This is a genomic window from Aeromonas sp. Y293-4 (genome assembly GCF_027705905.1).
GTDB lineage: Bacteria > Pseudomonadota > Gammaproteobacteria > Enterobacterales > Aeromonadaceae > Aeromonas > Aeromonas veronii.
In genome coordinates, this window is record NZ_JAPDCI010000031.1 from 1 (window position 1) to 20,202 (window position 20,202).

Here is a 20,202-nt window from a genome sequence, read left to right on the forward strand (position 1 = left end):
AGAAGCGTACCCTAACTGGTAGTTGACCGCCTCTCTCCTATGCACCATGGGCATTGCACTTATTATCTGAATTCACGCGTAGTCTTTAGAAATCATGGTGTTATTATAGTGATCATTTGGAACAGAACCATATATATATTCTGGCCAGATAATCGCACCACCTTTTTTTCGGTGTTTATCCCATGGATTTCTTTTAGGGCTACCGAAAATTCTTCTAACAATTCTTCTTTGTATCTTTCTGACTAACTTATGAGGAGCGTGGACATGTCTTGATGTTCCATCTGCTTTTGGCACATAAAATTCTTTATACCTATCGCTATGCGCAAGTGCCTTGAAATCTTCATATTCCGATGAGGAAATATCAAGACAAGATAACAAATTACTAACAGTGCTAATGGAGTTTTTATATCGCCTTCGATAATTTAAGGTATTTTCCATAACATGCCTTTAAGATATACGCCTAGCCTACCCATACAATAGGATGCGACCCGATGAAGCCAAAAACTAGAATATGCCTGTTTGTTTACCTTCATCGGGCCGCGGCTAGGCGTATCAAGAGCTACGCTCGCTTGCGGGCGTTGCGATGGGGTGCCTTGCACAAGTAATGTGATACCGAGATAACACACTACGCTCGTTAGGTTAGTAACGAGCATAAAACAAGCAATTTAACATCTAGTTATTTGGGATAGCGATACGCTACCGTCGACTAATAATGTCATTTTGTTAGGTTTCGATCAACACCATAAATCTATTGCCCAAGATTAATAGACAGCATTAAACCTCTTTTACGACTCCCAACCTCTCCGCCAATCCGGAATAACGCTCGGTCTTTTTCCGTACCGCTTGTGCCAGCAGGGCGCGATCGCCGTAGAGATCGAGCCGCGCCTTGGCGCGGGTGATGCCGGTGTAGACCAGCTCGCGGGTCAGCAGCGGGCTGGGGCTGTCGGGCAGCACCAGTACGGTATGGGCAAACTCCGAGCCCTGGGATTTGTGGATGGTCATGGCGTAGACCGTCTCGTGGGGCGGCAAGCGGCTGGGCAAGAGGGCGCGCAGGGTGCCGTCCGGCTGCTCAAACCAGACCTTGAGCCGGCCGGTTTCATCGGGCAGGCAGAGCCCCATATCGCCGTTGTAGAGGCCGACCCCGTGGTCGTTGCGCACCACCATCACCGGGCGGCCGGCATACCAGTCGCCATCGCGGACAATCAGGCCAGCCCGTGACAGGGCCAGTTCGAGCCGCTCGTTTAACCCCAGCACGCCGAATGGGCCGTCGCGCAGGGCGCAGAGGATCTGGAAGCTGTTGAATGCCTTGAATACGGCGGCGGGATCTTCCCCCGCGCGGGCCGCCTTCAGATAGCTGCCGTAACCGGCTACCCCTTGGGCAATCAGGGCATCGTAGGCCTCCCCCGCCCATGGGTGCAGGCTGATATCGGCGAATCCTGCGCCCCAGACTGATTCCACCGCAGTGGCATCGCCGCTGTTGCAGGCGCGCGCCAGCTGACCGATGCCCGAATGCTGATCAAAGCGCCAGCTCTTGGCCAGCAAGCAGAGGCTGTCGCGCACAGGAGCCCCTGCTGGCGAGCCCTGCAGGCGGTAGCCGGTCTGGCGGGAGAGCCAATCCGCCTGCGCCGGGCTGATCCCCTGTTCGATAAAGCTGCAGATATCGCCGAGCACGGCCCCCGCCTCCACCGAGGCGAGCTGATCCTTGTCGCCGAGCAGGATCAGGCGGGCGTGGCTCGGCAGCGCATCGAGCAGCCGCGCCATCATCGGCAGGTCAACCATGGAGGCCTCATCCACCACCAGCAGGTCAAGGTGCAGCGGGTTGCCCGCGTGGTGGCGGAACTGGCTGCGCCCCGGAATGACCCCGAGCAGCCGGTGCAGGGTGCCCGCCTCGGTGGGGATCGCTTCGACCCACTCGGGGGGCAGATCGAGGGCCTGCAGGGCAGAGCCGATACTCTCGGTCAGGCGCGCCGCCGCCTTGCCGGTGGGGGCCACCAGCCGGATCGCCGGCGCCTTGCCCGCTTGCAGGCCGGTCTCCACCAGAATGGCGAGCAGTTTCGCCACAGTCGTGGTCTTGCCGGTGCCGGGGCCGCCGGAGATCACCGCAAAGGGGCGTGCCGCCGCGGTGGCCGCCGCCAGCTTCTGGCCGTTGCAGCAGAGCGCCTCGGGCACCAGCACATCCAGTTTGCTCAAGACGCTCGCCGCCTGGGCGCTGGCCAGCAGCGCCTCGATGGCGGGCCAACCCACTTCGTTCGGGAACACCAGATCCAGATACTTTTCGATAAAGTGGCGGGCCGAAAAGTCGGGAACGAGGCGGGCCTTGAGCAGCGCCGCGAACACCAACCCATAGTCGCGGGCAAACAGCCGCGACAAGGCGGGGGCTATCTCCGGCCATTCGGCGCGTTCACTCAACGCGCGCAGATGGCGGGCCACCCCCAGTTCAAAATCGTGGTAACGGGTGAGATAGAGCCGCCCGTGCCACAGCCGCATCGGCCAGCGCGGGGCGTTGCCCTCATCCTGTTCTGTTCCAACCAGGGGACTCTCTGCAAACAGGGCGGGCCAGCGGGCAGGATCCGCCAGATCAGCCAACAGATCCCGGCTCTGCTGGGGATCCAGCCCGAACGGGCGCAAAGATCCGGTAGCGAGCATCTCAAGCGGCAGACAGACATGACCGCGCCCCAGCTCGAAGCAGGCGAGCGCCGCCCCCTGCACCAGCTCGGGGCTGCCGCCAAGGTCGGCCACCAGCCTGGCAAATTGCAGATCCAGCTGGCGGATGCGGCCAGCCAGCGCCAGTGTTTTGAGCCGTTCAACCATCATTGCGCTGGTTGCGGTGCTGATCATGGTGCCGCTCATGCTTCTACCTCGTTCAATGCTTGAGATCCCGCAGCTGGCAGCTCACTGCCTTCGCTAAACAACTTATCCAGCCCCAGCACCAGTTCACGGCTCGGGCGGGTATGGAAAATGCCCCCCTGCGGCATGCCGCGCAGGAACAGATAGAAGACCCCGCCAAAATGCTGCTCGAAGTCGTAGCCCGGCAGGCGCAGGGTGAGCAGCCGGTGCAGCGCCAGCGAGTAGAGCTGGTATTGCAGGTCGTAGCGGTGCTCGGCCATCGCCCGCTCCAGCGCCGAACGGCTGTAATCGGCCGGGCTCATGCCGAGGTGGTTCGATTTGTAGTCGAGCAGATACCAGCGCCCCTGCCACTCGAACACCAGATCGATAAAGCCCTTGAGCATCCCCTGCACGGTGGCAAAGCTGAGCGGCTTGTTGCCCCGCGACAGCGGGTCATGCTGCAGGCAGAGGGCCGTCAGCGCCGGTGCCGTCACCCGCCCCATGGGCAGGAAGAACTCCAGCTCCACCTGTTTGCGCTCGGGGGCCAGATCCCGCAGCCGCACCGGCTCGCCAAAGCCCGTTTCCAGCGGGGTATCCAGCACCGCCTCCACCTGCTGTTGCAACACCGGCGCCCAGCTTTCGTCGAAGCCGTCTTGCAGCAACAGACTGGCGATATGCTCTGCCAGCGGCTCACCTGCGGCACTTTGAAAGTCGATGGTCTCGAACAGGCTGTGCAACAGGGTGCCGGGGCGCGCCCCTTTCGGGAAGGTAAAGATGGAGGGCTGGGGCGCCTCCTCCGGTTGCTCGGAAGCCAATGCAGCCGCCTCGGTCACTACCTCGTCATCGAAGCCGGGATTGGCCAGCACGCCTTTGCTGTGACCATGACCCTGCGCCGCCAGCCCGGAGTAGGAGCTGATCCACCAGTCCCGCTCAAGGGAACCGCTAAAGTGGCGCACCTGCGGCTCGCCCAACTGCTCCTCCTCTGGCGGCAACGGGGCCGGACGGGTGAGCGAGGGCTCACCGACGGCTACCCCAGGCAGCGCCTGTGCCAGCTCGGTGAGGGCGGTCGCCAAGGTTTCGGCATCCCCCTCCTCGCCCTTTTGCAGCAGGTAACCGATGGCGGTGTGGTGCAGGTCGGTCTTCTCCGACTTGCCCGCCCCCGCCCGCACCGGCGCCAGCCCCAGCCAGGTGGCGTAGACGCCCCGGGTCAGCGCCACATAGAGCAGCCGCAAATCTTCGGCAAGGCGCTCCCTGTCAGCTTCTGCGAGCGACGAGTCGGCGCCGGTCAGATCGAGAATGGTGCGATTGCCCGCCTCATCCGCCTCGTGATAGAGCGGGGTCTCGGCGGTTCTGTGGCTGCAGATAAAGGGCAGGAACACCAGCGGGTACTCCAGCCCCTTGGATTTGTGGATGGTGACGATCTGCACCAATTTCCGCTCGGATTCGAGCCGCAGTACCTGCTCCGCATCCTGGCCGCTCTGGCGGTTCACCGCCTCCCCCAACCAGCGCAGCAGGGCATATTCCCCATCCAGCTCGCTGCTCACCTGTTGCAGCAGCTCGCCAAGATGGAGGAAGTTGGTCAGCCGCCGCTCGCCATAGGGGCTCGCCAAAAGCGAAGAGGCAAGATTGCGCCGGTGCAGCAGGGCCCGCAGCATGGCCAGCACGCCACGGCGGTGCCAGATCTTGCGGTACTCCATAAACTCCTGCACCGCGCTCTCCCACGCCCGCTCGTCGCTGGCCAGCCCATCGAGCGCCTTGGCGTCGAGATCAAACAGGCCGGTGGCGAGCGCAGCCCGCAGGCTGCGCTCATCGCTCGGGTTCTGGCAGGCGTGCAAAATCAGCAGGATCTCCCGCGCCTCCGTCTGCTCCAGCACGCTCTCGCGGTTCGACAGATAGACGGAGGCGATGGCGAGGCGCGCCAGCTCCTGCTGCACCAGCTTGCCCTCGGCGCCGGTTCGCACCAGCACGGCGATATCTCCGGCCTTCACCGCCTTGTCACCGATCAGCGCCTTGCCCTCACGGGCCAGGGTCAGCAGACGGTGGATCTCGGCGGCGGTGGCGCGCGCCATCTTGCTCTGGTAATCCCCCCGGTTGAAGGTGGGCTGGCCGGTCAGCTGCCAGCAGTGGAGCACAGGGGCGGTGGCACCATCGAGCAGCAGCGCCTTGCTCTTGCCCTGCGCCTCCACCGGCAGGAAGGGGATATCCGCCTCGTAGATAAAGGGATCCTTGGCCCGCTCGAACAGGCCGTTGACCGCCCCCACCAGCGCACTGCTGGAGCGCCAGTTGCGCCCGAGGGTGTAGTGGGCGCTCACATTTCGCCGCGCCTGAATGTAGGTAAAGATGTCGGCGCCGCGAAAGCCGTAGATGGCCTGCTTGGGGTCACCGATCATCAACAGCGCCGTGTCTGTGTGGCCGCCGTAGAGGCGATGGAAGATGCGGTACTGCTGGGGATCGGTATCCTGAAATTCGTCGATCATCGCCACCCGGTAGGTGGCGCGAATGCGCTCGCAGAGCCGCTCGCCCAAGCTGGAGCCGAGCGCCCCGTCGAGATCTTTGAGCAGGTCATCGAACGAGAGCTGATGGGCTTGGCGCTTGCTGGCCTGCATCCGGCTGCGCACCACCTTGGCAGCCCGCTGCAGGATGAGATCGCGAATACCGGGGCGGCTCGCCAGCAGCTGGTCGATTTGGCTGAACAGCGGCAGGGTCGGCACGGCGCCCCCCTTCTTGAGGTTCTCTTCCAGCACCGTCTGGCCGAAGCGCTCCAGCTCCTTGGGAATGGCGTAGCCACTGCTTTCGTCTTGCGCCCAGTCGGCTATCTTGGCAAGCCACCCTTCGTAGTTCTTGCCGGTGTAGCGGCTGATCTGGCCGTCGGTCTGGCGGCGGATCTCGTCCGTCTGCGCCAGCCATTCGCTCTTCACCGCCGCGATACGACTCATGGCCGCCTGATGGCGGGCGGCGAGGGTCTCGTCCCCCAGCGCGGGGTGGATCTCCAGCTCGCTGTTGTCGAGCCAGCTGCCCATCTCCCGCAGCAGGGCGGCGGGGCTCGGCCAGAGCGCGCGCACCGCGCTGGCGAGGGCTTTATCCACCGGATAGAACTCGGCGCGCCAGTAGTCGCTCACCGCCTGCAGCCTGAGCTGGCTGTCGTCGGTAAGAAATTCGGTTTCAAAGAGGGCACCCGACTCGAAGGCGTTCTGTTTCAGCATCCGCTGGCAGAAGCCGTGGATGGTAAAGACCGCCGCCTCGTCCATCTGCCGCTCGGCAGCCAGCAGGCGGCGGGCCGCCAATTCGTGATCCTCCACCTCGGCCAGCAATTGGGCCAGCAGGGTGTCACTGCTATGGCCGCACATAAAGGCGAGCCGCGCCTCGTGGATGCGACCGCGGATCCGCCCGCGCAACTCGGCGGTGGCCGCTTCGGTAAAGGTCACCACCAGGATCTCGGTCACCGAGAGCGGCCGCTCGTGGGCGCTGGATTGACCCACATCGGCGCCCTCTTCAATCAGCGGGCCGTGGCCCAGCAGCAGGCGCAGGTAGAGACCGGCGATGGTGTAGGTCTTGCCGGTACCGGCAGAGGCTTCAATCAGTCGTTCACCATGGAGGGGAAAACGCAGGGTATTGAGCGGGTTAGCCATTATTTCAGCTCCTCCAGGGTCTTGAGCAGCGGGGTCAGGTGTTCGCGGGCCAGCGCCTGCAACTGCCCCAGCACCTCGTCATCGAGTTCGGGGAAGCAGCGAGCAACGTAAGGGTCTGCCCCCTCCCCATTGATCATCCAGCCGCCGTTGAAACGGGTGAGGGCCGCCTTGTCGGCTGCCTCCGGCTTGTCGGGATCCTTCTCGATCGCCTTGAGCCAATCCCAGGCAGTGTTGGGGAAAAACGGCAGCGGCCGCTTCATCCCCTGCGCCCAGCACGCCACCAGCGCCGCCAGTTTGGGGCGCGCCTCGTCGGCAGAGAGCTTGGGCAGTCGCAGACTCTGTTTGGCATCGAACAGCAGGGTGTCGCCGGGAGCGCAGCTCAATGAGAGGCAGAGGTGCTGGATCCAGCCCAGCAGCAGATCCTTGCCGTTGAAGCTGCCGGGTTTGACCACCAGCAAGCGCCCCTTCTGGGTGTCGATCCACCCTTGCAGCTGGCCCTGAGTGAGGGAGATATCGATCTCCACCGCCTGTTTTTCTGACTCATTGGCCGCAACCCATGGCCGCAGCCGATCCGCCAGCTTGCCCATCTCGGCATCCAGATCGTCCAGCAGCAGGCTGCCGAACCACCCTTGCGGCAACAGGCCGGTGAGCTGCAACCGCTCGCGACGCTCGGTACTTTCACCTTCCGCCAGATGGGCATCGAGCAGCAGATCTTTCAGCTGATAATGTTGCAGGCCATCCAGCTCGAACGGCTCGCTGTCCTCGATGTTGGCTTCGTTCAGCTCAAACCACACCTTGAGACGGCGGTTGAGGAAATATTTGGTGGGCTGGCGATAGAAGCGCAGCAGCTCCGCCAGCTCCAGCCCCTGCTCCTTGCCCCATTCGGGGGGCAAAGGCAGCTCGCCGCTCTGGAAGTTGGCCGCGCCGCGCACCGGATTGAGAGCGGGCAACCAGTCGGCGGCATAGGTAAAGAGGCGCGAACCCGCCTCCGGGTAGAAGTAGTTGCGGCTGTAGGGGGTGAGCGGATGCGCCACCATCAGGTGGTTGAGCAACCGCTTGCCGGAGGTTTCGTCATCGAGATCCTCATCCCCCGCCAGCACAAAGCCCTGCCGCACATAGTCGATCAGCTCCGCCAGCAGGACCGAGGGCACCTTGTCGCTGTTGTCCTGCGCGCTGAAGCCCTGATAGCTGATGTAGAGCCCCTGCTGGGCACTCAGCAGGGCCTCAAGGAAAAGGTAGCGGTCATCATCGCGACGGGAGCGATCCCCACGCCGCGACGCCACCGCCATCAGGTCGAACCCCATGGGGGCCAGGGTGCGCGGGTAGACGCCATCGTTCATGCCGAGCAGGCAGACCTGCTTGAAGGGGATGGAGCGCATCGGCATCAGGGTGCAGAAGTTGACCTGACCGGCGAGGAAGCGCTGGCTGGAGCGGGACTCCCCCAGCACGCTGCCGAGGTAATCCTGCAGCAGATCGGCGGTGATGGGCTGCTCGAAGCGGGCCTCGCCGAGCCGGGTCTGCCACTCGACCAGTTGGCTGCGAATGAGCTGGAGCTGACGCTCTTCATCTTCATCGGCCAGATAGAAGCGCTCCAGCAGCGCCAGCAGGCAGGCGTTCCACTCGGCCAGCGGCTGCGCCTGTTGCAGGCGGGGCAGGAATTCGGCCAGCGAATCGACAAACCAGGCGAGCTTGCCGAGCGCCAGCCCCTGCTGACCCTCGATATCGGCGTAGGGCAGGATGCCCGCCACCGGCTCGCCATCCCCCATGGCAAAGCCGAGCAGCATGCGGCGCAGGCCGAACAGCCAGCTGTTGCCGGACATGGGCGGCAGATCGAAACGGACGGGATAGCCGTCGTCCAGCCCCCAGCGGATGCCGGTCTCCTGCACCCAGACCCGCAGCTGGTTGAACTCGTCGTCATCCAGCTCGAAGCGGCGCAGCACGGCGGGCACCTCGAGAATGGCGAGCAGCTCCCCCGCCCCGAAACGGGCGTTGGGCAGCCTGAGCAGGGCGAGGAAGCTTTGCAGCAGCGGGCTCTCCTGACTCGCCGCCCGATCCGAGACCGCAAACGGGATCTGGCCGCGCGCGCCAAACACCGCCTGAATGTAGGGGCCGTAGCTGTTCACATCCGGCATCATCACCACCACATCTTTCGGGGTGAGGGACGGGTCCTGCTCGAACAGCGCCAGCAGGCGGTCGTGCAGCACCTCGAGTTCGCGCATCGGGCCATGGCAGGCGTGGATCTGCAAGGATCCATCCGCCGGATCGATGGGGCTTTTGTGATGGCTGCTGTCGAGATCGAACTGACCGGCACCCCGTTCTGCCAGCTCCAGCACATCCTTCTGGATGGCATGCAGCAGCTTGATATTGCCTTTGCTATCCACCTCGTCGATATCGACGAAAGCCTCGATTTGCGGCACCTCCAGCTCCATCAGCTGATGCAGGTAATCGCGCCCCAGCTTGCCCATGGAGGCGAGCAGCGGGTTGGCGGGGCCATGCAATGTCTCGATATCGGTACCGGGTTTGAGCTTGTTCTCCAACCGAGCCAGGGTCTTGCGATCCAGCAGATCCCCCCAGTAGTAGCGGCAGGGGTTGGTGACGAACAGGTGTACCTCCACCTCCGGCCGACTGCCGAGGGCCAGCAGCGCCTCCACATAGCGCGGCGGCAGCGCCGAGATGCCGAACACGAAGACCCGCTGCGGCAGCTTGCCCGGCAGATCGGCGGTACGCGCCAGCTCGTGGATAAACTCCTCGTAGAGATTGGCGCGGTGGTAGCCGCTCGGAGAGAGCGCCAGGGTGCGGGCCACCAGCTCGCGCCACAGCTCCGGCTGCCAATCCTGACCGCTCACCCCGGCCAGCTCCTGACTCAATCCTTCCCCCTCTTCCCAACGGGCGATCCAGTCCGGCCGGTAGACCAGATACTGGTCAAAGAGATCCGCCACCTTCTGGCAGAGCTGCCACAACCGCACCTGCTCGGGATCCTTGGCAGGATCCTCCTCATCTCCCCCGCCCAGATAGGCGGCGAGCGGGGCAAAGGCGGGGCGCTCCAGCAAGGCAGGCAGAATGGTCATCAGCTGCCAGCTCATGGAGCCCTTGTTGTAGGGACTCTGGCGCGGTACATCCGCCAGCACCCGGGTGAACATCTCCCAGATAAAGCTGGCGGGCAGCGGAAAGTCGATATTGGCGGCAATGCCGAAGGCTTTGGCCAGCTCCAGCTTGAGCCACTGGGCCATGCCCGGACTCTGCACCAGGATCTGCTCCCGATCGAAGGGGTGAGAGAGAGGGGCCTGCCGGATGCGGCTCACCAGCAGCTCTTTGAGCAGATCCAGCTGATTGGAGTGGTAGAGGGTAAACATGAGCAATTCCCGCCTATGGATGAGAGGGGGCGAGGGAAAAGGCGAGCCATTTCCGTCACTTCACAAGAGAGGGAATTGTCGGGGATCGGGGGGGAAGATGCAAAAGGCTCTTGTGGCCAGCAGGCGGGCAAACCGCTGAACCATGAGGGGGGCCGCAGATTTGTACCGCTGCCTCACCGCCTCGGAAAACGCAGACAGAAAAAAGCCGGTGCAGTTGCACCGGCCAAAAGGCTTGGAAAACTCAAACTGACTGGCTGTTACCAGTTTTTGCCGAGACGGGCATCCACACTGAAAGCCCCTGCTCCGGCCGCCGCCAGCGCCAGGAAACCACCGGCCACTGAGACGTTCTTCATAAACATCAGCATCTGCATCTGTTCTGCAGGCTGATAATGGAAAATAAAGGCAGCCATCAGGGTGAAGCCGGCCAGCAGCACGGAGAGGCTGCGGGTAAAGAGACCGAGCACGACGGCAAGGCCACCACCCAGCTCAAGCAGGATCACCAGCGGCAACATAAAGCCCGGTACGCCCATCGCTTCCATATAGCCCTGAGTACCGGCGTAGCCGCCGATCTTGCTCCAGCCCGCCATTACGAACATCAGCGCCAGCAGTACACGACCCGCCAGCAGCGCTACATCTTTCATCTTGTCCATTTCATCTTCCTCGTTTGTGTCACATCACCGCTGACTGCTTCAGGGTAGGTCAAATAACAGGGCTTGGCTGGCACTGGTCGCAACCAGCTCCCACCGGTATTCATCACGACTGAGTACCCCGTCGCCGGGTCGGGCAGCCAGACCGTTGGCGGTCAACTCCCCTGAAATCATCTGCAGGTAACCGTGTCGGCCAGCCAGTGCCCACTCGAGCGTCTCGCCCGGGGCCAGTTCCAGCCGCCATACGCGGGCCTGTTGGCGGATCCGCAGCGATCCCGCCTCGCCATCCGGTGACGCCACCAGCGTCATGCCCGGTCTGGACTCGATCTTCTTCTGCTGATATCCGGGTGGCGTGCCGAACTCGTTCGGCTCGATCCAGATCTGCAACAGGGAGAGAGGATCCGTCTGCGAGGGGTTGTACTCGCTGTGGCGGATCCCGCTGCCTGCACTCATCAGCTGGAAATCCCCTGCCGGGATCTGCTCGGCATGGCCGAGGCTGTCCTTGTGCTCAATGGTGCCTTGCAGCACGCAAGTGAGGATCTCCATATTGGCGTGAGGGTGGGTGGCGAATCCGCCACCCGGCGCAACCAGATCCTGATTGATCACCCGCAGCACCGAGTGTCCCATCCACTCCGGGTCATAGTAGTGACCGAAGGAGAAACTGTGGCGCGCGTCCAGCCAGCCAAAGTTGGCCTTGCCCCGCGCTTCTGCGGCTCTCAATTGCATCATGGTCTGCTCCTCATCTATCCGGGGTTCGACTTAGCGGGGGTTGCCACCACCGATGCCGAACGGAATACGGTATTCGCTGCTCTGGCCAGCCAGGCTGACGGTCACTGTACCTTGCGTGCGCAGCGGCATACGCACTTGCTGTGTGCCAGTCAGGTCGGCATGAGCGGAGGTGATCAGGTCACCGGCCTCATCGCGCACTTCCAGCATCGGATTGGCTTTGCCATCCATTGCGGCAGTGGCGTTCCACTTAACAAACAGCACGCCGGGCATGGCATTGAAGTCTGCAGGCACAGAAGCCTGGGCGAAACCTGTGGTCATCAGGGCTGCAACGGCCAGCATCTTGATTACGTTTTTCATGTTCATTCACTCTCTTGTTTTATATGTCATTGCCAAGGCCTTTTCGGCCAGAATCAATGCATCCATGCAAGAGGTTATTCAAATAGTGTGTTGTTCTTTCACCGACATCAGACAGACCGATTTGGTGTGTCACAGTGCGGAACTACCCGCATATTTGGCCGCTCGACGTTCCTGCCTAAGCGTTGATTGAATATTAAAGTGACATGACCTAACTTGTTAGCGAGATAAACTGGCAAACATATTCAAAAAAATTGAAGGTGAGGAATGGCCAAGGAATCGAACAAGGAGCGGGCGCTGACCCTGGAGGCAATCCGGGTGCTGGACGCCATCGACCGCCGCGGCAGCTTTGCGGCGGCGGCCGACGAGCTGGGCAAGGTGCCCTCGGCATTGAGCTATACGGTGCAGAAGCTGGAAGACGAACTGGATGCCATGCTGTTTGACCGCAGTGGCCACCGCACCAAGTTCACCCCGGCGGGACGCATGCTGCTGGAGCGCGGCCGGGTGCTGCTGGAGGCAGCCGAACATCTGGTAGGCGAGACCCGGGCATTGGCCCGTGGCTGGGAGACCGACATCACAGTCGCCGTCGATGCGCTGGTCCCGGTGCAGGCCCTCTACCCCTTGGTGGAGAAGCTGGCCGAGCAGACCGATACCCGACTGCGGCTGCGGGCCGAGGTGCTGGCGGGTAGCTGGGAGTGTCTGGAAGATGGCCGCGCCGACCTGCTTATCTCCTCCATCAACCCGGACATCATGATGACCGGTATCAAGCATCAGGTGATCAAGGACGAGGTGATGCTCTACGTCGCCCATCCCGATCATCCTCTGCATCAGGAGCCCGAACCCTTGGCCGACGAGACCCTGCGCCGCTACCGCGCCATCGCGGTGGCCGACACAGCCCTGCGCAAGCCGGTTCTCACCTACCGCCTGCTCGACAAGCAGCCGCGCCTCACTGTCAGCACCATGACGGAGAAACGGGATGCCCTGCTGGCAGGGATCGGGGTCGGCACCATGCCACAGAGCTGGATTGAGGAGGACATCCGGGCCGGTCGGCTCAAGGTGATCAGCCCCGAGTACCGCCATCAGCTGCAGGTGGTGCTGGCCTGGCGGCGAGACACCATGGGCAAGGCCAAAAGCTGGCTGGTGCGGGAGATACCAAAACTGTTTGCGACTGGTGAGAAATGAGACCCAGTTAACAGAAATGTTAATTGCATGCCTCACTTGACGCCCAATATCTTTGCTGATTTCATAGCCGCCTCATTGAACCCATGGAAGCTGTAGAAAATGAAAAAGAGTTTGCTGGTTGCCCTCACCACCCTGCCCCTGTTTGCCAATGCCGGCCTGATGGATTCGCTGACCGACAGCGTCACCAGCAGCGTCAAGGATGCAGCTAATACCGCCGTATCCGGTGCAGTGGACAGCGCATCCAACGAAGCCATCAAGAAGGCACTGGATATCAAGGAAGGCGGCTCCAACAAGCAGGCTATTAAAGAGAAGCTGGGCGCTCCTGCCACCACCAAGACTGAATCCGGTCTGGAAGTGTGGACCTATGATCTGGATGCCCTGAACAAGGCCTCTCCGCTGCTAGCAGAGACAACCACAACCCTGCTGAAAGATACCGACGCCGCCAAGAAAAACGTGGTCATCAAGTTCGAAGGCGAAACCGTCAAGAAAGTAGAGCTGAGCGACAAGGCTCAGGGCTAAGTTCGCTCGTCCGGTGAAGTGGGTTGCACACCCGCACCGGCACAGATAGCAAGAGGGGGAGCATCAGGCTCCCCCTCTTTTATTGGCAATCACCAGCGTTCAGCCAATCTGCTGCTCAACGCAGTAAACGCAAAAAGGGTGGCCTCGGCCACCCTTGGGTTGATAACAGCTGGCGTTGTTACTGGTTCGCTTCGGCGAACTGCTTCATCGCTTCGGCGTGCTTGGTCATGCCGGCGGCACGCTCGTTGAGCTTCTTGATGAACTCCGCCTTCTTGGCCGGATCTTCAATACGGTCATAACGTTGCTGCAGGTTGGCCTGGATCTGCTCCGGGGTCATGTTCTGCATGCGGGCCATCTTGTCGTGGCGACCACCGTGGTGTTTGCCACCCATCATGCCGCCGCCGTCCATCGGGCAATCCACCATGGAACCGGGCTGGCCGGTGGGGGCTGCTTCACTGGCTGCATAGGCACCCAGCGGCAGGCCAAGGATCAGGGTGGCGGTCAGCAGGGTTTTGGTCAGCTTTTTCATGGTCTATCTCCTGTAGGGATGATTCTGGTTCGGCGCTCTTGCCTTGCTCTCAAGTAAACACCCTATCGGTGTCTGAACTTTGCCAGCATCGCCCTTTTTTGTAGCAGAGTGTGGCATCGTGCGGATCTGGCACACTTTGACACAAACCGCAGGGCGGATTTTCGTATACTCGTGCCAACGCCAAGCAGGGGAGGTATTCATGAACCAGGGCAACACCCACATTCTGGTGGTCGACGATCACAGCGAGATCCGCGATCTCTTGAAGCGCTTTCTGGAACAGCACGGCCTGCGGGTCAGCTGCGCCCGGGATGGCAAGGAGATGAAGCGGCTACTGGAGGAGCGGGAGTTCGACCTGCTGGTGCTGGATCTGATGATGCCGGGTGAAGATGGCCTGACCCTCTGCCGCGAGCTGCGGGTCAAATCGAACCTGCCCATCATCATGCTCACGGCCATGGGGGAAGAGACCGACCGCATCATAGGGCTGGAGATGGGGGCCGACGACTATCTGGCCAAGCCCTTCAACCCGCGCGAGCTGCTGGCGCGGATCAAGGCGGTGATGCGCCGCACCCAGGCAGAGACCCAGCCCGCCGCCGAGACCCTGACCCGGGATCTGCGCTTCGATCGCTGGCTGCTCGACGTCAATCGCCGGGAGCTGGTCGATGAGGATGGGGTGGGCCTGAGCCTCTCCACCGCCGAGTTCGATCTGCTCAAGGTGTTTCTCGAACGTCCGCAACGGGTGCTGAGCCGGGATCAACTGCTGGATCTGGCCCGTGGCCGCGAGGCGGTAGCCTTCGATCGCGCCATCGATACTCTGGTGAGCCGCCTGCGCCGCAAGCTGGAGCGGGATCCCAAGAATCCGGAGCTGATCAAGACCATCTGGGGTGGAGGTTATATGTTCTCGGCCGATGTGACGCAGGTATAAGTAGTGAATGCACTGAAACGGCTATGGGCACGGATGTGGCCCAAGGGACTGACCGGCCAGATCATTCTGGTGGCGCTGGCGGGCTTGATCCTGATCCAGCTGCTCAGCATCCAGATCTACCGCACGGATCGGGAGGAGGCGCTCGGCTTCGTCAACAGCCGCAACGCCATGCAGCGGATCATCTCGGTGGTACGGCTGCTCTCCCTCTCCCCCCCGTCCCTCTATGACGAGATCCTCAAAGCGAGCCGCAGCGAGACCCTGCTGCTGCGCCTCTCCGACGAGCCGCTGCAACCGGATAACCGCAGTCCCCGCTTCGAGCAGCTGGTGCGCTCGCGCCTCAACTACCCTCCCGGCCTCACTGTCGAGATCAGTGCCGAACTGAAAGAGGATACTCAGCGCAGCAAGGCGTGGGAACATCATGCCCGCATGATGCGGGATCGCAAGGGGCCGCCCCCGCCGCGGGATATGCGGCTCTACGGCTCCATCGAACTGCCCCAGGGGGGCTGGCTGCAGTTCAGTTCGCTGGTCGACAAGGAGGCGGGCAGCTGGTCGTGGCAGACCACCCTCAACCTGATGCTGGTCGCCAGTCTGGTGATCGGGCTGATGGTGCTGCTGTTTCGCCGTGCCACCCGCCCGCTCAAGCAGCTGGCAGGCAATGCGGAGCGGCTAGGACGGGGCGAGGATATCGAGCCCTTGAAAGAGGAGGGGCCGACCGAGATCCGCGAATCGATTCAGGCCTTCAACCGGATGCACACCCGGCTCGACCGCTTCGTGCAGGACAGAACCAGGATGCTGGCGGCCATCTCCCACGATCTGCGCACCCCCATCACCAGCCTGCGGCTGCGCACCGAGTTTCTGGCCGATGGCGAGGACAAGGAGCGCATCCAGCAGACCCTGCAACAAATGGAGCAGATGCTGGCGGCCACCCTCAGCTTTGCTCGCGAGGAGGGGCAGCAGGAGGCTACCCGCGAGCTGGATCTGGTCAGCCTGTTGGTCAGCCTGTGCGATGACTATGCCGATACCGGCCAGCCGGTCACCTGTCTGGCGGAGGGCAAAGAGGTCTACGCCTGCCGAGCCAACACCCTGCGCCGGGTGCTGCAGAACCTGATCGGCAACGCCATCAAATATGCCGGCAGCGCCGAAGTGTCGCTGGAGCGCTGCAAGGAGGAGCTGTTGATCCGGGTCTGCGATAACGGGCCGGGGATCGATCCGGCGCGGCTGGAGGATGTGTTCAAGCCGTTCGTGCGGCTCGATGAAGCGCGCAACACCGAGTCCGGCAGTGTCGGGTTGGGCCTCTCCATCGCCCGCACTCTGGTCCATCAGCACGGCGGCGAACTGACCCTGCTCAATCGGCCACAAGGTGGGCTGGAGGCGCGGATCAGCCTGCCGCTGTAAGTAGTCACTCTATCCGCCGACCTTGTCATGGCGCCGTTTACATCATGCAAACTTCATCATTTGAGCGCTTGTTCTTCGATCAGAAAGGTGGTGATAATCGGTGACCACGGGACGGTATACGGCAACGGATTGGAGCAAGGATGGCCTCTTCCAGGACAGGAGTCATAGTCAGTATCGGATGGGGGCTCCTGCTGCTCGCCCTTGCCCTGCCTGCCTGGGCCAAAGCCCCGGAAGAGCCGATCATCATTACCAACTCCAAAGCCTGGCAGCCCTTCTCCTATATCAATGAGTCGGGCCAGCCGGATGGCCTGCTGATCGATTTGTGGCGTGAATATGCCAGGGTCACCGGCCAGAAGATCGAGTTCAGGCTGGTCGACTGGCAAGGCTCTCTCGACCTGCTCCATGAGGGGAAAGCGGATGTTCACGCCGGACTGCTCTGGTCACCGGAGCGGGACAAACTGTTCGACTATGGCCGGCCTCTCGCCCAGCTCGACTCCCAACTCTTCTTCTCGAGCGAACTGCGCGGCACCGATGTCCACTACTACCTGCTCCATGAAACGGTCGGTGTGGTAGCCGGTGGCTACGAGGAGTATTACGCCAGACGCTACTTCCCCGGCACCAGACTGCAGACCTTCGACGACAATGACACCCTGCTGGCGGCGGCCTTTCGGGGCGACATTAAGGCCTTTATCGCCGATCTGCAGGTCGCCAACTTCTACATCTATACCTCGGACGATCCCACCCGCTTTATTCCGGTTCGCCACCTCTATACCGACCAGATCCGCTTTGCGGTGAAAAAGGGCGACCTTGCCCTGTTAAACCGGCTGGAAGAGGGGTTCGCCAAGCTCAAAGAGAGCGATCGGGAGCGGATCATCCGCAAATGGATGCATGTCGAAACCGTCTACCCCATCCATCTCGGTCCCTGGCTGCTGTTGGCCGGAGTGTTAATCATGGTGGCCTACATAGTGCAACTGCGCCGCGCTGTTGCCAGCCGTACCACCGAGTTGAGCCGCGCCAACGCCAGACTGGAGAAGCAAGCCAGTACCGACCCCCTGACCGGCCTGCTCAACCGACGGGCATTCATGCCCGCCATGGAGCAACGACTGGCAAGCGGGGCTCCCTGTGCTCTGCTGCTGTTCGATGTGGATCACTTCAAGGAGACCAATGACCGCTTTGGTCATGGCATCGGGGATCTGTTGCTGGAAAAGCTGGCCACGACTGTGACCAACCTGTTGCCCGAAGAGGCTCTGCTGGCCCGCATCGGCGGCGAAGAGTTTTGCCTGCTGCTGCCGCTGGCCACGCTGGCAGAGACAGAGCAATGGGCCGAGCGGATCTGCCTGGAGAGCAACCGGCAAACCCTGCACACCAGCAGCGGCGAGGTGATCCTCTCCATCAGCACTGGGGCAGTCTGGGTAGCCGCAGAGAGAGAGGCTGATGCCGACCAGCTACTGCGGCAGGCTGACGCCCTCATGTATCAGGCCAAGGGACTGGGGCGCAATACCTGGCAAGCCGCCGCCTATCAGGCATAGTCCCCTGACGGACGCGCAATAAAAACGGCCGCCATCGGAAGATGGCGGCCGCATGACGGGTTCCCTATCAGAAGTTGTAAGTCACGCCCAGGTTGTAGCGGCGACCATCCAGCACAGTGCCATAGCTGCTGTAATCCACTGTTTTGTCGAATAGGTTGTAGACCCCGGCGGTCAGATCCAGATGCTTGTTGGCCTTGTATACCAGCCCCATGTCAAAGAAGGTGTAGGAAGGAGTCCCATCCGCCATCTTCACACGGCTCAGGTATTCGGAGGTCTCGCCACGGAAGTTGACCCGTGACCAGAGGTTGAGATCCTCGGTGGTCTGCCAATCGACACTGCCGTTGAACATATGGCGGGGCATCTGGTTGAGGGCATGGCCCGCCAGCGGGCCGCTCTTCTGCTCGGATTGAGTGAATGTGTAGCTAGAGCTGACCGACCAATCCTCATTGATGGCCCAATCCATCATCCCCTCGACCCCACGCATGTTCGCCTTGTCGACGTTGACCCGATCACTGATGAAGTCATAGCTGTGACCATTGAGGGTACAGGCGGGATCGCTCTTGCTGGTGCAACGACGCACTTCGGAGATCTTGTTCTTGAAGTCGGTGTTGAACAGGGTCACTCCGGCGTTGAAGCCCTGATGACCGTTCCACAGCAGGCCGATCTCTTCACTCACGCTAGTCTCGGGTTTGAGATCAGGATTACCGACCAGCATGCCATCCAGGCTGCCACCACCGGTGACCTGGCCCCAGTTGGCCGCCGACATCCGCAAATCAGGGGAGCGGTAACCGGTTGATACGCCCCCTTTCAGGGTCCAGCTATCATCCAGATGCCAGACGCCGTAGAGGCGCGGGCTCCAGTGAGAGCCGTAGTTCTGATCCCGATCCATGCGGGCGCCACCGGTCAGGGCAAAGCTGTCAGTGAGTGACCACTCATCCTCGACAAACATCGCCCAACTCCAGCGGGTCAGCTGCTCGGCAGGGTTGGCCACTTTCAGGGTATTGCCCTGATCGTGCAGATCCTCATAGCGATACTGACCACCGACGCTCAGGTAGTGATCACCCAGAATAAACTGGGTATGGGTATCGGCGATGGTGTTGGTAAGCTCCATCTTGCGGCCGGGGTTGGTGTTGGTCTCCTGCTGCAGATAGCTGCTGGAAGAGCCGAAATCATACTGGCCATCATGGGTCAACGCATAGTTGGTGCGCTCGTAGCGGTTAAGGCTATCTTTCGCCTTGGCAGCCAGCGAATTGCTGGCCGTGCGATCCCGATCCTGCAGACTACGACTGGCTTCCAGATCGAAGCGGTTATGGTCATCAGGCTTTAAGCTGAGCACGGCCGTGCCACTGCGAGTCTCCTGCTCGGCAAAACCCTGGATAAATTTGTCTTCACCACGATGTGCAAGCTGACCATTGAAACGCAGCCCCAACACACCATCGATCAGTGAACCTGCGGTATAGGCATCGGTCTGGAAGCTGTTGCCGGCATCCTTGTTCTCCTGGAGGGTCGAATCAGCATGAACCGATCCCTGCCAGGCCAGGCCGGTGGTCTTGCGGGTAATCACGTTAATCACGCCCCCCATGGCATCGGAACCATAACGGGATGACATGGGGCCACGGACGACCTCAATGCGCTCAATCGCCTGCAGTGGCGGCAGCCAGCCCTGCTCGATACCAGGACCATCGCTGTTCGGGCGAGTGCCACGGCTATCCACCTTCTTGCCATCAACAAGCATCAGAGTGTATTTCGACCCCATACCGCGAATGCTGATATCACTGCTGCTGCCACCGCCAGTCACCACAACACCGGGAACATCCTTCAGGGCATCGGTCACATCGCGATATGCCCGTTTCTCCAGCTGCTCACGGGTAATCACGGAGATGGAGGCGGCAGAATCGTCAATCTTCTGCTGGAAGCCGGAAGCGGTGACGACCATCACCTCTTGTTCGGCAGCATAGGCCTGGGTCGCAAGAAGGGAGCAGATCAACAAGGCAAGCTTGTTCGGTTTCACTGTTGTCATGTTTTAGCCTGAACATTTTTAGTAGGAAGGTGACGTATTCCCTTACTTCACTCATTACAACGCCCTGGCATCCAGCCAGGCGCAGCATTAGAAAAGGCTCATTTGAAAAGCACTTTATTAATCAGCCCGCATTGTAACGACCCCGACGCGATCATTCAAACAATAATCATTATCATTTGACTCGTGTGGTATTCCTGCCGCAGAATTGCTCATTCTTGATAAGAGACTGTTTTAATGGAATAAATCCATAAGAAAAAAGGGGATTACACAAACAAGTGGAAGCGATGACGTACCGTTGCAATATGGCCTGATTTAATCCTCAAGCTCTATCAGCTCGCAGCGGAACGTCATCGCGGTGGGACGTCGGCAGCTCACCAGCAGACTAAAAGCACCATAGCCCAGTCGTCAGACTGGGCATTGTGTTAGTTCTGGTGTGCAAATATAGGGGAAGCTCTGGGCAAATCGCCCATAGCAAAAAGGCCTTCCCATCTGGGAAGGCCTTCAAATTAGTGGCGGAGCGGACGGGACTCGAACCCGCGACCCCCGGCGTGACAGGCCGGTATTCTAA

14 protein-coding genes are annotated in these 20,202 nt (G+C 61.2%); 5 read left to right on the forward strand and 9 right to left on the reverse strand.

Annotation, left to right across the window (positions count from 1 at the left end; all coding sequences use genetic code 11):
- Positions 1 to 72: 72 nt before the first annotated feature.
- From OKC31_RS20620 to OKC31_RS20650, 7 genes are all read right to left on the reverse strand, one after another.
- Complete coding sequence (locus tag OKC31_RS20620) at positions 73 to 438, reverse strand: hypothetical protein (protein WP_270657572.1); 366 nt, start codon at positions 436 to 438, stop codon at positions 73 to 75.
- A 336-nt stretch (positions 439 to 774) separates the two neighbouring features.
- The gene (recD, locus tag OKC31_RS20625) at positions 775 to 2,850 is read right to left on the reverse strand and encodes an exodeoxyribonuclease V subunit alpha (protein ID WP_270657574.1); all 2,076 of its coding nucleotides are present in this window, start codon (positions 2,848 to 2,850) and stop codon (positions 775 to 777) included.
- Complete coding sequence (recB, locus tag OKC31_RS20630) at positions 2,847 to 6,455, reverse strand: exodeoxyribonuclease V subunit beta (RefSeq protein ID WP_270657575.1); 3,609 nt, start codon at positions 6,453 to 6,455, stop codon at positions 2,847 to 2,849. The genes recD and recB overlap by 4 nt, the downstream gene beginning before the upstream one ends.
- On the reverse strand, positions 6,455 to 9,808 hold the full coding sequence (gene recC, locus OKC31_RS20635; protein ID WP_270657577.1) for an exodeoxyribonuclease V subunit gamma: 3,354 nt from the start codon (positions 9,806 to 9,808) through the stop codon (positions 6,455 to 6,457). The genes recB and recC overlap by 1 nt, the downstream gene beginning before the upstream one ends.
- Positions 9,809 to 10,065: 257 nt before the next feature.
- Positions 10,066 to 10,458: a DoxX family protein gene (locus OKC31_RS20640; protein WP_005336513.1), complete on the reverse strand. Its 393-nt coding sequence runs from the start codon at positions 10,456 to 10,458 to the stop codon at positions 10,066 to 10,068.
- Positions 10,459 to 10,497: 39 nt separating this feature from the next.
- Positions 10,498 to 11,184 (reverse strand): pirin family protein, encoded by a 687-nt coding sequence (locus OKC31_RS20645; RefSeq protein ID WP_005336514.1) that lies wholly within the window; start codon positions 11,182 to 11,184, stop codon positions 10,498 to 10,500.
- 30 nt (positions 11,185 to 11,214) lie between these two features.
- The gene (locus OKC31_RS20650) at positions 11,215 to 11,547 is read right to left on the reverse strand and encodes a hypothetical protein (protein WP_206874236.1); all 333 of its coding nucleotides are present in this window, start codon (positions 11,545 to 11,547) and stop codon (positions 11,215 to 11,217) included.
- A 258-nt stretch (positions 11,548 to 11,805) separates the two neighbouring features.
- On the opposite strand from OKC31_RS20650, the gene OKC31_RS20655 reads away from it, so the two are divergent.
- Both OKC31_RS20655 and OKC31_RS20660 read left to right on the forward strand, forming a co-directional pair.
- The gene (locus OKC31_RS20655) at positions 11,806 to 12,720 is read left to right on the forward strand and encodes a LysR family transcriptional regulator (RefSeq protein WP_043821788.1); all 915 of its coding nucleotides are present in this window, start codon (positions 11,806 to 11,808) and stop codon (positions 12,718 to 12,720) included.
- Positions 12,721 to 12,819: 99 nt separating this feature from the next.
- Positions 12,820 to 13,239: a hypothetical protein gene (locus OKC31_RS20660; RefSeq protein WP_247823631.1), complete on the forward strand. Its 420-nt coding sequence runs from the start codon at positions 12,820 to 12,822 to the stop codon at positions 13,237 to 13,239.
- A 178-nt stretch (positions 13,240 to 13,417) separates the two neighbouring features.
- Here the strand turns inward: OKC31_RS20660 and OKC31_RS20665 are convergent, their stop codons facing one another.
- Entirely contained in the window at positions 13,418 to 13,768 is a 351-nt protein-coding gene (locus OKC31_RS20665; RefSeq protein ID WP_201938816.1) for a hypothetical protein, read from the reverse strand.
- A gap of 199 nt (positions 13,769 to 13,967) precedes the next feature.
- Between OKC31_RS20665 and OKC31_RS20670 the strand changes: the two genes are divergently transcribed.
- From OKC31_RS20670 to OKC31_RS20680, 3 genes are all read left to right on the forward strand, one after another.
- Positions 13,968 to 14,690, forward strand: a complete 723-nt coding sequence (locus OKC31_RS20670; RefSeq protein ID WP_005336534.1) for a response regulator — start codon at positions 13,968 to 13,970, stop codon at positions 14,688 to 14,690.
- A 33-nt stretch (positions 14,691 to 14,723) separates the two neighbouring features.
- Positions 14,724 to 16,085, forward strand: a complete 1,362-nt coding sequence (locus OKC31_RS20675; RefSeq protein WP_247824154.1) for an ATP-binding protein — start codon at positions 14,724 to 14,726, stop codon at positions 16,083 to 16,085.
- A 140-nt stretch (positions 16,086 to 16,225) separates the two neighbouring features.
- Positions 16,226 to 17,614, forward strand: a complete 1,389-nt coding sequence (locus OKC31_RS20680) for a transporter substrate-binding domain-containing diguanylate cyclase (RefSeq protein ID WP_216960363.1) — start codon at positions 16,226 to 16,228, stop codon at positions 17,612 to 17,614.
- Between the two features lie 67 nt (positions 17,615 to 17,681).
- Here OKC31_RS20680 and OKC31_RS20685 read toward each other — a convergent pair whose 3' ends face one another.
- Positions 17,682 to 19,634 (reverse strand): ligand-gated channel protein, encoded by a 1,953-nt coding sequence (locus OKC31_RS20685; protein WP_247823632.1) that lies wholly within the window; start codon positions 19,632 to 19,634, stop codon positions 17,682 to 17,684.
- Between the last annotated feature and the right edge of the window lie 568 nt (positions 19,635 to 20,202).

What these genes read in the sequence shown, in the direction of transcription:
- OKC31_RS20620 (WP_270657572.1), bottom strand. Translation starts at nt 438, where the DNA reads ATGGAAAATACCTTAAATTATCGAAGGCGATATAAAAACTCCATTAGC.
- recD (WP_270657574.1), bottom strand. Translation starts at nt 2,850, where the DNA reads ATGAGCGGCACCATGATCAGCACCGCAACCAGCGCAATGATGGTTGAA.
- recB (WP_270657575.1), bottom strand. Translation starts at nt 6,455, where the DNA reads ATGGCTAACCCGCTCAATACCCTGCGTTTTCCCCTCCATGGTGAACGA.
- recC (WP_270657577.1), bottom strand. Translation starts at nt 9,808, where the DNA reads ATGTTTACCCTCTACCACTCCAATCAGCTGGATCTGCTCAAAGAGCTG.
- OKC31_RS20640 (WP_005336513.1), bottom strand. Translation starts at nt 10,458, where the DNA reads ATGGACAAGATGAAAGATGTAGCGCTGCTGGCGGGTCGTGTACTGCTG.
- OKC31_RS20645 (WP_005336514.1), bottom strand. Translation starts at nt 11,184, where the DNA reads ATGATGCAATTGAGAGCCGCAGAAGCGCGGGGCAAGGCCAACTTTGGC.
- OKC31_RS20650 (WP_206874236.1), bottom strand. Translation starts at nt 11,547, where the DNA reads ATGAACATGAAAAACGTAATCAAGATGCTGGCCGTTGCAGCCCTGATG.
- OKC31_RS20655 (WP_043821788.1), top strand. Translation starts at nt 11,806, where the DNA reads ATGGCCAAGGAATCGAACAAGGAGCGGGCGCTGACCCTGGAGGCAATC.
- OKC31_RS20660 (WP_247823631.1), top strand. Translation starts at nt 12,820, where the DNA reads ATGAAAAAGAGTTTGCTGGTTGCCCTCACCACCCTGCCCCTGTTTGCC.
- OKC31_RS20665 (WP_201938816.1), bottom strand. Translation starts at nt 13,768, where the DNA reads ATGAAAAAGCTGACCAAAACCCTGCTGACCGCCACCCTGATCCTTGGC.
- OKC31_RS20670 (WP_005336534.1), top strand. Translation starts at nt 13,968, where the DNA reads ATGAACCAGGGCAACACCCACATTCTGGTGGTCGACGATCACAGCGAG.
- OKC31_RS20675 (WP_247824154.1), top strand. Translation starts at nt 14,724, where the DNA reads ATGTGGCCCAAGGGACTGACCGGCCAGATCATTCTGGTGGCGCTGGCG.
- OKC31_RS20680 (WP_216960363.1), top strand. Translation starts at nt 16,226, where the DNA reads ATGGCCTCTTCCAGGACAGGAGTCATAGTCAGTATCGGATGGGGGCTC.
- OKC31_RS20685 (WP_247823632.1), bottom strand. Translation starts at nt 19,634, where the DNA reads ATGACAACAGTGAAACCGAACAAGCTTGCCTTGTTGATCTGCTCCCTT.